Origin of the sequence: Paraburkholderia sp. MM6662-R1 (assembly GCF_050436245.1) — a bacterium.
Lineage (GTDB): Bacteria > Pseudomonadota > Gammaproteobacteria > Burkholderiales > Burkholderiaceae > Paraburkholderia > Paraburkholderia tuberum.
On the sequence record NZ_JBNDLV010000001.1, the window covers coordinates 1,386,972 to 1,402,779 of the forward strand.

15 protein-coding genes are annotated in these 15,808 nt (G+C 62.8%); 8 read left to right on the plus strand and 7 right to left on the minus strand.

Going from position 1 to position 15,808, the window contains the following annotated elements; genetic code table 11:
- Positions 1-57 precede the first annotated feature (57 nt).
- The 3 genes from frc to oxlT form a co-directional block, all read right to left on the minus strand.
- A complete protein-coding gene (frc, locus tag OKW39_RS06615; RefSeq protein WP_429361977.1) occupies positions 58-1,308 on the minus strand; it encodes a formyl-CoA transferase in 1,251 nt (416 codons plus the stop codon).
- Positions 1,309-1,333: 25 nt separating this feature from the next.
- Positions 1,334-3,076 carry an oxalyl-CoA decarboxylase gene (gene oxc / locus OKW39_RS06620; RefSeq protein ID WP_429562296.1) on the minus strand — a complete coding sequence of 581 codons (1,743 nt, stop codon included), beginning with the start codon at positions 3,074-3,076 and terminating at the stop codon, positions 1,334-1,336.
- 63 nt (positions 3,077-3,139) lie between these two features.
- The gene (gene oxlT, locus OKW39_RS06625; RefSeq protein WP_429562297.1) at positions 3,140-4,471 is read right to left on the minus strand and encodes an oxalate/formate MFS antiporter; all 1,332 of its coding nucleotides are present in this window, start codon (positions 4,469-4,471) and stop codon (positions 3,140-3,142) included.
- A 625-nt stretch (positions 4,472-5,096) separates the two neighbouring features.
- Here oxlT and OKW39_RS06630 point away from each other — a divergent pair.
- Complete coding sequence (locus tag OKW39_RS06630) at positions 5,097-5,486, plus strand: hypothetical protein (protein WP_429361979.1); 390 nt, start codon at positions 5,097-5,099, stop codon at positions 5,484-5,486.
- Between the two features lie 453 nt (positions 5,487-5,939).
- Here the strand turns inward: OKW39_RS06630 and OKW39_RS06635 are convergent, their stop codons facing one another.
- Positions 5,940-6,440, minus strand: coding sequence for a GAF domain-containing protein (locus OKW39_RS06635; protein WP_018419924.1), 501 nt, complete (start codon positions 6,438-6,440; stop codon positions 5,940-5,942).
- A 174-nt stretch (positions 6,441-6,614) separates the two neighbouring features.
- Between OKW39_RS06635 and OKW39_RS06640 the strand changes: the two genes are divergently transcribed.
- Positions 6,615-7,055 carry a hypothetical protein gene (locus OKW39_RS06640; RefSeq protein WP_429562298.1) on the plus strand — a complete coding sequence of 147 codons (441 nt, stop codon included), beginning with the start codon at positions 6,615-6,617 and terminating at the stop codon, positions 7,053-7,055.
- 37 nt (positions 7,056-7,092) lie between these two features.
- On the opposite strand, the gene OKW39_RS06645 is transcribed toward OKW39_RS06640, so the two are convergent.
- On the minus strand, positions 7,093-7,518 hold the full coding sequence (locus OKW39_RS06645; protein ID WP_429336012.1) for a TOBE domain-containing protein: 426 nt from the start codon (positions 7,516-7,518) through the stop codon (positions 7,093-7,095).
- Positions 7,519-7,676: 158 nt separating this feature from the next.
- Between OKW39_RS06645 and OKW39_RS06650 the strand changes: the two genes are divergently transcribed.
- The 5 genes from OKW39_RS06650 to OKW39_RS06670 all read left to right on the plus strand — a co-directional run bounded on the left by OKW39_RS06650 (position 7,677) and on the right by OKW39_RS06670 (position 13,139).
- A complete protein-coding gene (locus OKW39_RS06650) occupies positions 7,677-9,239 on the plus strand; it encodes an SH3 domain-containing protein (RefSeq protein ID WP_429562299.1) in 1,563 nt (520 codons plus the stop codon).
- Between the two features lie 143 nt (positions 9,240-9,382).
- Positions 9,383-9,868 (plus strand): VOC family protein, encoded by a 486-nt coding sequence (locus tag OKW39_RS06655; RefSeq protein ID WP_187617948.1) that lies wholly within the window; start codon positions 9,383-9,385, stop codon positions 9,866-9,868.
- A 67-nt stretch (positions 9,869-9,935) separates the two neighbouring features.
- Entirely contained in the window at positions 9,936-10,412 is a 477-nt protein-coding gene (locus OKW39_RS06660) for a VOC family protein (protein WP_187611002.1), read from the plus strand.
- 83 nt (positions 10,413-10,495) lie between these two features.
- The gene (locus tag OKW39_RS06665) at positions 10,496-11,716 is read left to right on the plus strand and encodes an MFS transporter (RefSeq protein ID WP_429562300.1); all 1,221 of its coding nucleotides are present in this window, start codon (positions 10,496-10,498) and stop codon (positions 11,714-11,716) included.
- 565 nt (positions 11,717-12,281) lie between these two features.
- Positions 12,282-13,139 carry a FecR family protein gene (locus OKW39_RS06670; protein ID WP_262419840.1) on the plus strand — a complete coding sequence of 286 codons (858 nt, stop codon included), beginning with the start codon at positions 12,282-12,284 and terminating at the stop codon, positions 13,137-13,139.
- Positions 13,140-13,142: 3 nt separating this feature from the next.
- Here the strand turns inward: OKW39_RS06670 and OKW39_RS06675 are convergent, their stop codons facing one another.
- A complete protein-coding gene (locus tag OKW39_RS06675; RefSeq protein ID WP_090803682.1) occupies positions 13,143-14,075 on the minus strand; it encodes a recombination-associated protein RdgC in 933 nt (310 codons plus the stop codon).
- A gap of 297 nt (positions 14,076-14,372) precedes the next feature.
- On the opposite strand from OKW39_RS06675, the gene OKW39_RS06680 reads away from it, so the two are divergent.
- Positions 14,373-14,699 carry a hypothetical protein gene (locus OKW39_RS06680; protein WP_090803681.1) on the plus strand — a complete coding sequence of 109 codons (327 nt, stop codon included), beginning with the start codon at positions 14,373-14,375 and terminating at the stop codon, positions 14,697-14,699.
- Positions 14,700-14,741: 42 nt separating this feature from the next.
- Here the strand turns inward: OKW39_RS06680 and OKW39_RS06685 are convergent, their stop codons facing one another.
- On the minus strand, positions 14,742-15,587 hold the full coding sequence (locus OKW39_RS06685) for a glycosyltransferase family 2 protein (protein ID WP_429562301.1): 846 nt from the start codon (positions 15,585-15,587) through the stop codon (positions 14,742-14,744).
- Positions 15,588-15,808: the final 221 nt, after the last annotated feature.

The following is a 15,808-nucleotide window of genomic DNA, read 5'->3' on the forward strand; positions in this document are numbered from 1 at the left end:
CCGTCAGGGGTACCGCATTTGCACGTCAGAAGCTGAAACTGCGCCTGCGTGACACCGTTAAACTGCTTTGATCTCGCGTAGATTGAAGATTTCCTGCTGGCTGTAGCCAAGGCCCGCCAGGACTTCGTCCGTATGTTCTCCGAGCAGCGGCGACGCGGTGACGTGCGGCTTCATGTCCGAGAACTTGATCGGGCTGCCGACGGTCAGATACGAGCCGCGTTTCTTGTGCGGCACCTCGACAATCGTGCCGCTCGCGCGCAACGACGGATCGTTGGCCAGTTCTTTCATCGTCAGCACCGGCGCGCACGGAATGTCGAACTTGCGCAAGATGTCGACCGCTTCGAATTTCGTCTTGTCGGCAAGCCACGCTTCGATCGTCTTGAAGATTTCGAAGATATGGGGCTGACGCGCTTCAGCGGTCTTGTAGGCTGGGTCATCGATCCACTCTGGCTTGCCGAGTGCTTTGCAGATCGGCTCCCATGCATGCCCCTGGATCGTGAAGTAGATGTAGGCGTTCGGGTCCGTCTCCCAGCCTTTGCACTTCAGCACCCAGCCCGGTTGACCGCCGCCACCCGCATTGCCGCCGCGTGGCACCACGTCGCTGAATTCGCCGTGCGGATATTGCGGATATTCCTCAAGATAGCCAACTCGCTCAAGCCGCTGCTGGTCACGCAATTTCACCCGGCACAGGTTCAGCACGCTGTCCTGCATCGACACCGCGACCTTCTGGCCCTTGCCGGTTTTGTCGCGGCCAAGCAGCGCGGTGAGAATGCCGATCGCCAGATGCATGCCGGTGTTGCTGTCGCCGAGCGCAGCGGCGCTAATGGTCGGCGGACCGTCCCAGAAGCCGGTGGTGGACGCCGCGCCGCCTGCGCATTGGGCGACGTTTTCGTAGACTTTCAGGTCATCGTAGTGATGGCCGTCGCTGAAGCCCTTCACCGAGGCGACGATCATCTTCGGATTGAGTTCATTCAGGCGCTCCCACGAAAAGCCCATCCGGTCCAACGCGCCCGGCCCAAAATTTTCGACCAGAACGTCGGACTCGCGGATCAGCTTTTCGAGCACCTCCTTGCCTTCGGCTTTTTTGGTGTCCAGCGTTAGCGACTTCTTATTGCTGTTGAGCATCGTGAAGTACAGCGCGTCGGCATCGGGAATGTCGCGCAGCTGGTTACGCGTCACATCGCCCGAACCCGGTCTTTCGACCTTGATCACATTGGCGCCGAACCAGGCGAGCAACTGCGTGCACGCGGGACCGGCTTGAACGTGGGTGAAGTCGATGATTTTGATCCCTTCGAGAGGTTTGGTCATTTGGGTATCTCCTGAGTTAGCCTGATTACTTCTTCATTGCCGCGCTTTGCGGATTCAGATTGGTCAGTCGGCCGCTTTCGGTTCCGGCCGCTTCGTCGATGACGGCATTGATCAAGGTCGGCTTTCCTGATGCGATAGCCTCGAGCAACGCCTTCGCCAGTTCTTCCGGAGTGGTCGCGTTGTAGCCAACACCGCCGAATGCCTCGATCATCCTGTCGTAACGCGCACCCTTCACGAATACGGTCGGCGCGACGTCCTTGCCGCCCGTCGGGTTCACGTCGGTGCCGCGATACACGCCGTTGTTGTTGAATACGACCGTGCAAACCGGCAAGTCGTAACGGCAGATCGTTTCGAGTTCCATACCGCTGAATCCGAACGCGCTATCGCCTTCGATCGCGACAACCGGTTTGCCTGTCGTTACCGCTGCGCCGATAGCGAAGCCCATACCGATACCCATGATTCCCCACGTGCCCGAATCAAAGCGTTTGCGCGGCTCGTACATGTCGATAATGCTGCGCGCGTAGTCGAGCGTATTCGCGCCTTCGTTGACGACGTTGATTTCCGGGCGCGTCTTCAGCACATCGCGAATCGCGCGCAATGCGCTGTGGAAGTTCATCGGCAACGGGTTCTTGTCGAGCGTCGCGGCCATCTTGGCGAGATTCTTGTTCTTGCGCTCGGCGATCGCTCCGATCCACTCGGCGTCCGGTTTGCCGAAGCTCGCGTCGATGCCGGTGCGAAGCGCCGCCACGCATGAGCCGATATCGCCGATCACCGGCGCGGCAATCGCGACGTTGCTGTCGATTTCCGTCGGCGAGATATCGACCTGGATGAATCTCTTCGGCTGCGCTCCCCACGTCTTGCCTTTGCCGTGCGAGAGCAGCCAGTTCAGACGCGCACCGATCAACACGACCACGTCGGCTTCCTGGAGCACGAACGAGCGCGCCGCTGACGCCGATTGCTCGTGTGTATCGGGCAGCAGGCCTTTGGCCATCGACATCGGCAGATACGGAATGCCGCTTTGCTCGACGAAGCCGCGGATCTCGGCGTCAGCCTGCGCGTACGCCGCGCCCTTGCCCAGCAGAATCAACGGACGTTTGGCGTTCTTCAGCACCTCGATCGCACGTTCGACAGATTCCGGCGCCGGCAGCTGACGCGGTGCGGCGTCGACGACTTTCACCAACGACTGCTGCGCCTTCACGGCGTCCAGCGTTTGCGAAAGCAGTTTGGCCGGTAAATCCAGATACACGCCACCTGGTCGGCCCGACACCGCCGCGCGGATCGCACGCGCTACGCCGACGCCAATATCCTCCGCATGCAGAACGCGATATGCAGCCTTCGCGTAAGGCTTGGCCGCGTTCAACTGATCCATTTCTTCGTAATCGCCTTGCTGCAGATCGACGATTTCGCGTTCGCTCGAGCCGCTGATCAGGATCATCGGGAAACAGTTAGTGGTCGCATTGGCGAGGGCGGTCAGGCCGTTGAGAAAGCCCGGCGCCGACACGGTCAGGCAGATGCCCGGCTTCTGCGTGATGTAGCCGGATATGGCTGCCGCGTTGCCGGCGTGCTGCTCATGACGAAAGCCGATGAAACGCATTCCTTCGGCTTGTGCCAGTCGCGCCAGGTCGGTAATGGGGATGCCGACCAGTCCAAATATGGTATTGATGTCGTTCAGTTTCAGTGCATCGATGACGAGATGGAATCCGTCGGTCGTTTCGGTCGTCCGTTGTTTCAACGTGCCGTCTGTTGTGAGCTGGTCGGCTTCTGCCATGACATGTCTCCTAGTGGTGGAGCGTTGTGTGGTTGGTCGTGAGCGGTGCACTCACGCTGTCGTTTATTCAGACGAGCCGCCTGGCCACTGCTGCAGTCGTGCTTCGGCAATGGCTACGCCTGCTGGCACGCCCGAGTTTTCGATCCAGCGCTTTCTCATGGGTGCAAGGATGAACTTCGCGGATATGGCGGCCGCGATCGATATCACTGCCGCCGAGATGAACACCGTGCTCCAGCCGCCATTCGCCGACAGAAGCGATGCGACCGGCACCAGCATCGAGGCCGTACCCTTCGCCGTGTAAAGCGTCCCCGCATTCGCAGCGGCGTATTTGCTGCCGAACGTGTCCGCGCAGGTCGCGGGGAAGATCGAGAAAATCTCGCCCCAGCAGAGGAATACAGCGGCCGCGAAGAACATGAATGCATACGGGTTGTGGCCAAACTGCATCAGTCCCAGCAACGCGACGCCTTCGCCGAGGAAGATCATGAACATCGTGTTTTCGCGGCCAATGCGGTCAGACAGAAATCCGCATAGGGGACGGGTGAGTCCATTGCACAGATTGTCGATCGACAGCGTCATCGTGAGGAGCGGCAGCGTGATGCCGATCAAACTCACAGGCAGCCTGGCAAAGCCGTATTCCTTCGCGATCGGCCCAAGCTGCGCGGTCGCAATGATGCCGCCGGCCGCAACGAACACGAACATCAGATACAGCACCCAGAAGAGCGGCGAGCGGATCATCTCGCCGGACGTGTAGTCGATCTTGCTTGCAACGATACGTTTCGTCGGGATCGCACTGGCGGGCGGCTTCGGCCGTACCAGCATGGTGGCGAGCAGCAGGATGCAGATACCCTGGAAAATGCCGAAGAACATGAACGCGTGCTCGTAGCCCGAACGCTGGATCATGTTGGCAATCGGTATCACTGTGACGGCCGCGCCGGCGCCGAAACCCGCCGCTGTCAAACCGGCTGCGAGACCGCGTTTGTCCGGAAACCATTTGAGCGCCATGCCGACGCAGGTGCCATACACACAGCCCGCGCCGATGCCGGCGATGACTGCTGCGACGTATAGCTCCGCGAGACTGCGCGCATGCGCGTTGATGATCCAGCCGAGCGCTGCGCACAGCGCACCGCCGGTTACAACCGGGCGTGGCCCGAACTTGTCGACGAGCCAGCCTTCGACGGGTACGAGCCAGGTTTCAGTGACGATGAAAATCGTGAATGCGGTCTGGATCGCTGCCTGCCCCCAATGGTGGGCGTTGTCCATTGGTACGACGAACAGCGTCCACGCATACTGCAGATTCGCGACGAGCCCCATGCACACGATGCCGATAGCGAGTTGCACCCACCGGTGATGCCAGAATCGTGCGCGGCCGCCATCCGATACGTTCGAATGTCCCATGTCTTCGTCTCCTGCATATTCCGTCGCGCTCAAGCGGCGCGTTGGACTTACGTGATCGAATCGCTCCGTCGCCAGTTCGCCTGCGGCAATGAAGCGCCAATGGTCGGCCAGAGGGTATTGCACTAACTTGCACTACCGAAACCCCCTTGCTCGTTGAACGTACAACAGTGGAGTGCAAGCTATTGCGCGAGCAGCATGGGTGAGGGGATGCTGCGCGAGAACGGTGATAAACGGAAGTTAAAATATTTTATGATTTGCATTAGGTATCCATAATATATGGATCGGCCGCGGTGATGCGGAACGCGGCCCCCGCCAACGGCAAGTCTTCCAGACGTTGACCGGCATGTAATATTTTCGCCCGCAGACCTCTGAAATTGGGTTTCGCCCAGCGGGCGTTCGATTTGGAAATTGAACGGATCGGAGCGCACGCGCGACTGGGTTCTCTCACTGCCCTGGATGTCGTCGGATGTCGTGTGATGCTCTGTACTATTGCAGCACTCCGAGAAAATGAGTGCCTTCCACGTGCATAAACAAATTAGTATGGTTAGTAGAAAAAACTTTAACTGTTGTTTATTTATGCCGTCTCCTATTCTCTGCTCAGGCCATTTGCCGGAAGGAGTCGACCATGAATCCCTCTCAATTCCATGTTTGCGACAGCGCGCATGACGCGGAAGTCCAGGCACAAGTTTCTGCCTATAACATCGCTTTCGACGAACTCGGCCTGCGTTTCCGTTGGGATGAGCACACGCTGATGTCCCTGGCCATGATTGACGGCGAACAGGAGCAGATTGCCTCGTATATCGAAACGCATCATGCACACTTGCTGAAAGCCTATAGCGCCGAATTTCTGAGCCGAGCCATTCTCGAAAAGAAAAACGCCCGCAATCCATCGCGCTTACAGAAGCGCGTCGATAGCGCGCCGCATCCGAGCCAAGTGATGCATCAACCACCGATGAGCCGCTGGTCCGAACGCAGTTCGTATGGCGTGGAGTTGCCAGCGCTGGCTGGCGTGTAAACCGCGGTGGTTAGCCGCGTATGTTGAACGGCCGTTATTGGTAGAACTGAAAGGCTGTTCAGGGTCGGCTGCGGCCGGTCGCGACAAGCTGCGGTTACGCGAAAACTGCAGCAGATTGAAACGGCCCGATAGAATGTACTTTTTCGGTCCCGGCGTGTCAGATTGCGCAGATTGCAGCGACTAGCAACAAGCCCTAACCTCTCAGCCGCCACGTCACACCCCGTCTGCTCCAACACAGCCTGCGCCCTCTGGTGCAGATTGCGGCCAGCCAACGACGCATCCGGCGACCTCGCCCACGTGCCCAACGCGGCCAACATCGGCGCGAGGGTCGGGTCCGCGTGCGTGCGGGTGTGCGCCTTCGCGAACATCGCGCCGACGCGTGATGCGTTCCTGCCCCTCCGTTACGCCTCGCGGTGCGCGACTTGCTGGCCGAAGCGGAGCGGACCGGCGACGCTACACGCCGCGCGGCAGCGCTGCCTCGATGAACACCGCGCACAACGCTTCCATGCCCTTCGCGTCCTCCTCGTCGAAGCGCGCGACGACCGGGCTATCGACATCCCACACGCCGATCAGCGTGCCGTCGGGCGCGACGAGCGGCACGACGATTTCCGATTGCGACGCCGAATCGCATGCGATATGGCCGGGAAACTCGTGCACGTCGCGCACAACCTGGGTCTGACGGGTTTGCGCGGCCGTACCGCAGACGCCCTTGCCCAGCGCAATGCGCACGCACGCGGGCTTGCCCTGGAACGGGCCGACCACCAGTTCGCGGCCGTCGTGAAAGTAAAAGCCGGCCCAGTTCAGATCGCTCAACGAATGAAAGACGAACGACGAGAAATTCGCGGCGTTGGCGATCCAGTCCGTTTCGCCGGCCAGCAGCGCGCGCGCCTGCGCGACCAGTTCTTCATATTGCGCGGCTTTGGGCAGATGCGAGGTGGAGGAAACTTCGAACATGACGGCGTCCGTGATCAGAGCGGGATGGCAAGCGGTAAGGGGTGAAGTGTAAAGCAAGCGCAATCCCCGCGCGCGGGTGTCGAACGCTGTGACACGCGCCGCGCGTCTACGCTCGCCGTCCCCGTCGGTTCTCGACTCTCCGTCCTTGGTTTCTCCCTTCCGGCAGTCGGCACAATGACAGGCCACAAGCTTTTTTCGTATGTGGCTCTCACGCTGACCACCTTGGCAAGCGTGTGCGCGGCACAAACACCACCACACGCTACGATTAATGATTTCATCGGCAATTGGGTTGTGACCGATGTAGTTGACTATGCCGATATTTCCGGTGGCATCCCCGAAGCAAAACGGATTCTCGGCATGACGATGACAATTACGCCGCAATCCATGAGCTTCGACAGTGAAACCTGCAAGCCCAACACAGGTTTTACCGTCAAGCGAATTGACACGCTTTCGGCGTTGAAGAAACAGTTCGACCTTCGCGTGAATGAAACCGGGTTGCCCGCTACAACCGTTGTCGTAGATAGCGACAATTGTTTTGCGATCTTCCGGATGGACGCTCACAGGATTGTTTTTGGATGGGACGGGATCATCGTTCGCGCCATCCGCGATCAGTGAGAGCTCGTTGAGTACCCGTCCCAGAGGCCCGGGCCTTTTACTGATCGACCCCAATGATCACGCTCGACGCCTTGAAAACCGCCGTCGCCGCCTTGCCGCTCGCGAGGCCGAGGCGCTCGACGCTGTCGTTCGTGATGATCGCCGCGATCTGCGCGCTGCCGGCACTGATCGTCACTTCCGAATTGACGGCGCCCTTCGTCACCGCCGCGACGGTCCCTTCGATGCAGTTGCGCGCCGACACCTGCTGCCTCTCGACATCGACCATTACGATTACCGACGATGCCTTCACGAGCGCAAACGCCTGCTTGCCGGTCGCCAGCCCGAGCGACTTCGCGCTGCCGTGCGTGATGATCGCGACGACCTCGAGACCGTCCGGCGTGCGCAGCGTGACTTCGTCGTTGACGGCACCGTGCTTGACGTCGGTGACTTCGCCGCTGAACTGATTGCGTGCGCTGGTTTTCATGGCGGACTCCCTGGCGATTGTCGCGCGCGGCGACGCGCGGGTGGGCGGATAAAGCGAGTGTAATCGAAGCCGCGCGCGTCCCCGCCCAACATCCGATGCGCCGTGCGCATCGCCGACACCGTATCATCTTGGCCGTGCACCTCATACGCCGAATCTTTATGCCCGTCGCCGTTCTCTCCCGCCGTGCCTGCCGCGCCGTCGTGCTGTGCGTCGCCGTCACGACGCTCGCCGCGTGCAGCACGCCAACGCCGCCGCGCGGCACGCACGCGTTCGTCGACAACGTCACGCTGTTTTCGCTCGCCCATTACGACCAGAACGTCGATCACTGGCTCGATCCGAACAGCCCCGACTACGATCGGCCGTTTCTCAGCGCCGCCGAGCAGCGCGCACATTTCGACGCGCTGTTCGCGCGCTACTTCGGCACGGGCGAGAACGCGCCGTCGCCGTGGAATCCCGCCTGGGTGACGACACGCGTGTTTCGCGAGCAGGGCGAGGACATTGCGGCACTGCAACAGCGCCGCATCGACAGGTTCGACAACACCGGCAAGCGTGGCAGCATCATCGGTTACGGCGAAAACTTCCGGCCGCACGACAAGGCGTGGATCGACGCGATCGCGCGCAACATCAACGTCGCGCAGTTCACGCAAACGCCGGTCTATCAGCCCGAGCGGCGCGCGATCGCGACCGGCAACCTGATGGTGCGCGAGTTGCCTACCACCGATCCGTCGTTCTACGACCATCGCCTGGCCGGCGAGGGTTATCCGTTCGACAACCTGCAGATCTCGGCGGTGCGACCCGGCACGCCGCTCTATGTGCTCGGTAGCAGCGTCGACGGCGCGTGGCATTACGTGCAGACGCCCGACGTGCAGGGCTGGGTGCGCAGCGACGGCGTCGCGTTCGCCGACGATGGTTTCATCGATCAATGGCGCGCGGCGGCCGGGAAGTCGCTAGGGGCGGTGATCGTCGCGTCGGCGGCGGTCAACGACAGCCACGGCGTGTTCCGCTTCGCTGCCCCGGCCGGGACGATGCTGCCGCTGGTGGCGGGTGCCTCGGCATCGCCAGCCGCGACCAGCACCAATGCAGGCACACTCCAGCTCCTCGTTCCCGCGCGCGACGTCGACGGCCACGCGCTGATCCGCTCCGCGTCGCTCGACGCCACGCAGATCGCGCCGATGCCGCTCGCCGCGACGCCGCGCCATCTCGCCACGCTGTTGAAGGCGCTGATCGGTCGGCCGTACGGCTGGGGCAATAGCGGGCTCTACAACGACTGTTCGTCGGAACTGCAAAGCATCTTCGCCGCGTTCGGCGTGTGGCTGCCGCGCCATTCGTCGACGCAGATGAGCGCCGGCCGCATGGTCGATCTGTCGGAGTCGACACCCGCCGAACGGCTCGACTATCTGGCGCGGCATGGCGTGCCGCTGCGCACGCTGATCTACATCGGCGGCCACGTGATGCTGTACCTCGGCAACACGACGCGCAACGGCGCCACGGTCCCCGTCGTCTATCAGGACGTGTGGGGCCTGCGCCCGGCCGACAACAGCCGGCGCGCGGTCATCGGCGGCTCGGTGATCCTGCCGCTCGACGAGCGCATCCCCGAGGACGCGACGCTGCAGTCGCTCGCCGCGACGCCCACGTTCCAGATCAGCATCCTCGGCGCGCCGGTGGGCAGCACGGCGCCGTCGTCCGCGCCGCCGGCGGACGAGGACAATCCGGCGGGATAAATGGCGGGCCGCCCTCCCCCGCGCCTGAAAATATTTTTTTCGGAGTGTCGATCCGACGGTGACCAACTCGTCGTAACGTTGAAGACCCAGCTCATGCAGCCGGTCTTTCCCCTGAGGAACCGTTACTTCAAGGAGTCACCGTCATGTCCAGCGCCGCAGCCAAACCGATCCCGGACGGGATGCACTCGCTCACGCCGTACCTGATCTGCAAGAACGCCGCCGAAGCGATCGCGTTCTACACGAAAGCCTTCAACGCCGTCGAACAGATCCGTCTGCCGGGCCCCGACGGCAAGGTGATGCACGCGACCCTGAAAATCGGGGACTCCATGCTGATGCTGACCGACGAATGGCCCGAGCACCAAACCTTCGGCCCGAACACGCTGAAGGGCACGCCGGTCACGATTCACCACTACGTACCGGACGTCGACGCGAGTTTCAAACAGGCGGTCGACGCGGGCGCGACCGTCACGATGCCCGTCACCGACATGTTCTGGGGCGACCGCTACGGCCAGGTCAAGGACCCGTTCGGCCACAACTGGTCGCTCGCGACGCACAAGCGCGACCTGAGCGCCGAGGAAATCCAGCAGGCGATGGCCGCGATGGACTGTTCGTCCCAAGAGAAGAAGTGAGCGGCCGATGGGCGTCGGGCAATCGCACGCCCACGCCCACCGACACCAATCCCGAAGGAGCAACGTCATGCAGAAAATCGCGCCGTGCCTGTGGTTCGACGGCAACGCGGAAGAAGCCGTGGAGTTCTACACGTCGGTGTTTTCGGCGTCGCGCATCGCCACCACGCTGCACGCCACGGACGCCGGCCCAGGACCGGCGGGCAAGGTCGTCGCCGTCACCTTCGAAATCGAAGGCCAGGAGTTCATGGCGCTGAACGGTGGCCCGCAATACAAATTCACGCCGGCCATCTCGCTGTTCGTGCACTGCGACTCGCAGGAGGAAATCGATCGCTACTGGTCGAAGCTGCTCGACGGCGGCGGCGAGCCGTGGGCATGCGGCTGGCTGCGGGACCGCTTCGGCGTGTCGTGGCAGATCGCGCCCAACGTGCTGCTGCAGATGCTGCGCGACCCGGATCGCGCCAAGGCAAGCCGCGTGATGGCGCAGATGATGAAGATGGTCAAGCTCGATATCGCGCCGCTCGAACAGGCGTATCGCGGCGAATAGGACGGCGGCCAGCGGGCGCCCCCCTCGCCCGCGCGATCTTTTGATAGGATCGGTCTCGACCCCAACACGGCGAGACAACCACGGTGCGCGTCAACCATCAGGCCTTCTTCTGCTCGCTGTTCATCGCGCGTCTCGCCGATCAGATCCTGCTCTTTCTGGTGCCGCTCGTGGTGTTTCAAACGACGCGCCAGGTCTCGTGGTCGGGGCTCGCGTTTTTCATCGAAACGCTGCCGCGCTACCTCGTGTTCCCGTTCTTCGGCGCGCTCTGCGATCGCTTTCCACCGCTGCGCCTGATGCGGCTGAGCCAGGCGGTGCGTGCGCTCGCATGCTTCGGCGGTATCGCCGCGTATGCGCTGTTCGGCGGCATCGGCTGGCTGATCGCGCTGTCGGCCGCGTGCGGCGTGCTGACGAGCCAAGGGCTCGTCGCGCGCGAGGTGATGCTGCCGCAGATCTTCAGCACGCAGCAGATCCACAAGGTGCTCGCGTATTCGCAACTGGCCGATCAGCTCGGCTTCGTGCTTGGGCCGATGCTCGCCGCGTTGCTGCTCGGTGTGTGGCATTGGGAATCGGTGGTCGCCGCGACCGGCGTGCTGTTTCTGTGCGCCGACGCCGCACTGTTCGTCTGGCAGCGACTGAGCGGCTTTCGCGCTCCTTCGCCTGTGTCCGCCCGATCGCTCACGCCCGCCGCCCACTGGACCACGCCGCTACGCATCGCGCTCGATCACGTGTGGACGCTGCCGGGCCTGAAGAAGGTCATCATGTTCGCGGCCGCGGAGAACCTCGTCATCGGTGTCACGCTTGCGACGTCGGCGGCGATGGTGACGGGTTTGCATGCGCAATCGAGCCGCTACTACGCCGGTCTGCAAACGGCCGGCGCGCTCGCCACGGTGCTGGTGCTGCTGACGGTTGCGCGCGCCGGATGGCCGGCGCGCGTGCTCGGTCTCGTCGCATTCGTGACGATCTGCGCGGGCGGCGTGATCGCAGGCGCGAGCGCGTCGCCGTGGGGCTATGCGCTCGGCTTCCTGCTGATCGTCGGCTTCGACAAGATGTTCAACGTCTACATCCGCAGCGCGCGTTTGCAGATCATCCCGCCCGAGGACTACGGCAAGACCATCGGCGTCGCGATTCTGCTGAACAACCTGACGCAGCCGCTCGCCGGCCTGCTCGTCGGCGTGTTCTCGGCAAGCACCCAAACCGGCCCACTGATCGTCGCGCTGTCGCTCACGATGGGCGGCATCGGCGCGGCGGTATCGATCGGCTCTGCGCTGCAGCGCCGCAAGCGCGCGTGGGCGCTCGAAGACTAACGGCGCTTCGACGCGCGACGACACGCTCGAAGTTACCCACAGTTTTTGTTGGCAAATCTGTGCATAACTTCCCGGAAAAATCCGCAAGCCTTTGATACGCCTGTCGTTTTTTCGTCTGCATCGAAGGTGCGGCAGCGCACGGAGTTTTACCGGGGTTCATGAGTGGCCGGCTGTGCGCAGACCGTCGTCAGCGCCGTGCGCATGCGAAGAGTTTCATCAGATTTACACGCTCGTCAGCTAAACCCGGCACGCTGTAATTCGTGACAAAAATGCCACGTTCTATTGCAGCGCAATTAGCCGCATTTCTGCTTAAGAATTCACGAAAAGTAACGATCCATACATAGCCTAAATTTTTTGTATCGATGACAATGGACCTGCATGTCCTGACGCAATCTGGGCCTACGCTTCCGCTTAGGATAAGGTATTGAGTCAATTCGCTGTGAACTCGATCCGAATATCCGCCGCAAATCATTATTAACAGATATAAATCGTTAAATCCCGATCTGCTAAATTCAATTTAAATCACATTTGTCAAATGCGTCCGGAGTACCGCATCTTTAACCAAATGCTTCGGCGAGCGCAGCAATTACGGCGCGAAACCGGCGCCGTGCCCGCGGACGTCGGCCCCGCGCTACGCGAAGACGCGGATGCTGCCGGCGTGTCGCAGGGACGGCGGCGCGCGCTGAAAACGCTCTGGGGGCTTGCGATCGCCGCGCCCGCGGGCTGGCTCGCGAGCCGCTTGCCGTGGCAGATGTGGACCGCCGAATTCCACACCGCGACTGGCGAACTGGACGACGTGCTGCTGGCGGACGGCACTCATATCACGCTGGGCAGCGCGAGCGCGATCAACGCCGCGTTCGAGGCGAAGGTTCGGCGCGTCGATCTGCTCGGAGGGGAAATCATGGTGCGGCCCGTGAGCGATGTTGGCGGCGCACCGGGCGCCCGAACGACTCATGCGCCTTTGCTCGTGCAGACGGCCGAAGGCGTCGTCGAAGCGCGCGGCACGCAGTTCAGCGTGAGGCAAGGGGATGGTTTCACACGCGTGGCCGCGTTTCGCGGCGACGCGCTGGTGAGGCCGGCATCAGGCGCGGCGCTGGTGCTGACGCAAGGCCAACGGTGCACGCTGACACGCTTCGGCGTCGCGGCGCCGCAAGCGCTCGACCCGCGCGAGGCGATGTGGACGCGTGGCCTGCTCTACGCGAACAACATGCGTATCGCGGATCTCGTCGACGAACTCGCGCGCTATCACGCCGGCGTATTGCGCTATGCCGCCGACGTCGCCGATCTGCGCGTGTCGGGCATCTATCAGCTCACCGATACCGACGCGACGCTCGCGCTGCTGCAGCGGACCTACCCGATCCGCTTGCGCTCGATCACGCCTTACTGGACCGTCGTCGAAGCGCTCGACAGCGCGAGAATCTGACGCTCAGGCCGCGACGGCCTGCGGCAACGCGAACCCTTGCTCGCCCTGCTCGCCGCCCAGCGCATCGAGCAGATCGCGCAGCATGCGGTCGAGCTCGGCCGTCATCAGCGCGACGTCGGAATCGAAGCGCTCGTCGTCGTTCTGCGCGGTCGGGTCGCTCGCTTCCTTGAGCACGTCGAGCGGCGCGACGCGCTTGATCGTCAGCGACGGCGTCAGCACGAACGACACGCGATCGTTCCACGTCATCGCAAGCCGCATGCATTGCTTGCCCGCCTCGATGTGGCGGCGCATGTCTTCGGCGTCCAGCGCATGCCCGACATAGCGCACCGTCGCGTTGCCCTCGGCGGGCGAACGCAGCTCGGTGTCCTGATCGAGCGTGAAACCCGCCGGCGCGTCGCCGTCGAGCAGCCAGCCGGTCATCGCCGCGACCGGCGACTGCGCGACGCGCACCGTCATCAGCGGCAACTGGTCGATCGACTTCACGAGCAGGCCGCGCACATCGTCGGCGACCGCCTGCGACGCCGCGTCGATCACGAGCCAGCCATTCGTGCAATCGATCCACACGCGCGTATCGCGGCGGATGCTGAACGCGCGCGGCCGCAGTTCGTCGGTGACCTGCTCCTTCAGATCGCGCATCTGCTTGCGGCCCGGCTTGAAGCCCTGCTGCTCCTCGAGCTCGGCCGCGCGCTCGCGCGTGACCTGGGTGACGACCGACGCGGGCAGCAGCTTCTTCTCGGCACGGAACGTCAGCAGCATCTGACCGTTCATTGCGTAGACCAGCGAGTCGCCGTCGCGCGGGGGCGCCCAGCCTTGGGCCTGCATCTCGATGCTCTGGCCGGGCGCGAACGCGTACGGCGCGAGCCACTTCTGCATCTGTTCAGGGTTAACGGACCACGGCGCGGGCAGACGGTGCAGCTGAAGGTTTTTGAACCACATGAGCGAAGTCGGATTTAGGCAAAGCGCAACATTTTATCCGAGGAGAACCAGCCGGGGCGTTCTGGCGGACGCGATCCTGCACACCGCCTAATTTCAAAAATTAAACGAAAATCTCTCCAACTGCGGCCCAATTATCAAAACGTCGCCGATCTCAGCAGAATGCGCTTCATCAACCCACTTCCCAGGAGCGCCTCCATAGTCGAAGCCGTCATGGTTTGGGCCGTAGCCGGCGGCCCGCGCGTTTTGGCGGCAAATCACCTAGACTTTTGGACAGGACAGACCCGGACGGAGGCGGTCATGGCCGACCAAACCGCAAGCTGGCAGACGGTGCAATACGAAGGCTTCGAGATACACGTGTCACCTGTCGCGAAGGATCCGCCCGACCCGGCGCATGCCGCCGATGCGGCCGCGAAAAACAGCCGCTACACGTATCTAGGCTACGTCTGCCATCCGGGCGCCAACCCCCAGCTTCCCGGCCATGCGGTGCCGTTTCACGCGGACGGCGAGGAGAGCTTCGCGAGCCTGGCCGACGCGCTCTCCGAAGCGGTGCACGTGGGACGCAGCATCGTCGACGGCACGCATCCGGATCTGACGGTGCTGCCGCTCGTAACGCGCGGCGTTTGACACACGCAGCGCGTCAAGCAGCCGTTTCCGGCTCGACGCCCGTCAGCCCAACGCGCGCTTGATGCGCGACTTCAGCAGCGCACGGCGCAGCCGGCCGGTGCGCTCGGGCTCGCTGACCGCGAGCGCGCCGTCGATGGCGGTGCCGCGGCGCAGGTAATAGCGGTCGAAGGTCGCCTGTGTCATCCCCCACTTGTTGAGGAACTGGCGACGCCCGTCGTTCTTCACGATCTTGCCGGTGCTCTTCTGCTGGAAGTGATAGACGAGACTGTCGCCGACGCCGACGAACACGCGGCAGCCCGCGTCCCACAGCTTCATCGAGAAATCGTTGTCGCTGCTCATGCCGGGGCTCAGTTCGCTGCTGTAGCCGCCCACCTTGAACCACCAGTCCCGATGCACGAGCGTCGGCGGCCACGTCGCGCCGCGCCAGTCGGCGCGCACGAGACCGGCCGCGGCGGCGACCAGCTCGTCGGCGCGAAACGCCTGCGCGTCGCGGCCGAAGTTGCGCACGACCACGCATGGATTGCCCGAATCGACCGGCTCGATCATCGTGCCCGACAACATGAACAGGTTGTCGGCCGGCATCTGCGCGAGACGCTTGACGAGCGCGTCGTCCCAGCCGGGGCAGCAGTACATGTCGTCGTTCATGTAGACGATGTAGTCCTGCGTCGCGCACGCCGCCGCGATATTGACCGCGTGGCAGATGCCGATATTGCCGGGCGACGCCGTGTGCTCGATGCCCTCGTCGCGCACCCACGCGAGCGTGCCGTCCGAACCGTCGTTCACGTGCACGATGAGCTGGTGCGGATGCGTCGAATGACGGCGCAGGCTTTTGATCACGAGGCGCAGATAAGGCAGGTTGTTCCAGGTCGGGATGATGATTGAGAACATCGAGTCGGTCCGTTGAGCTGGGCGCGGGGCGCGGCATGCGCCGCGCCCCGGCCATGAATGTCGCGCGATTGTACCGCCCCCGCCTGCTCGCACGACAGACGCCGCCCGCGCCCGCCCCACCCGCATGCCGCGGACCAGCGGAACCTCCGCGCGTTCGGCAGCAAGCATTTCGCAAGGAAGCGCATGGTTATAATCCGAATCGCTCTACCGTCTTGAGAAAC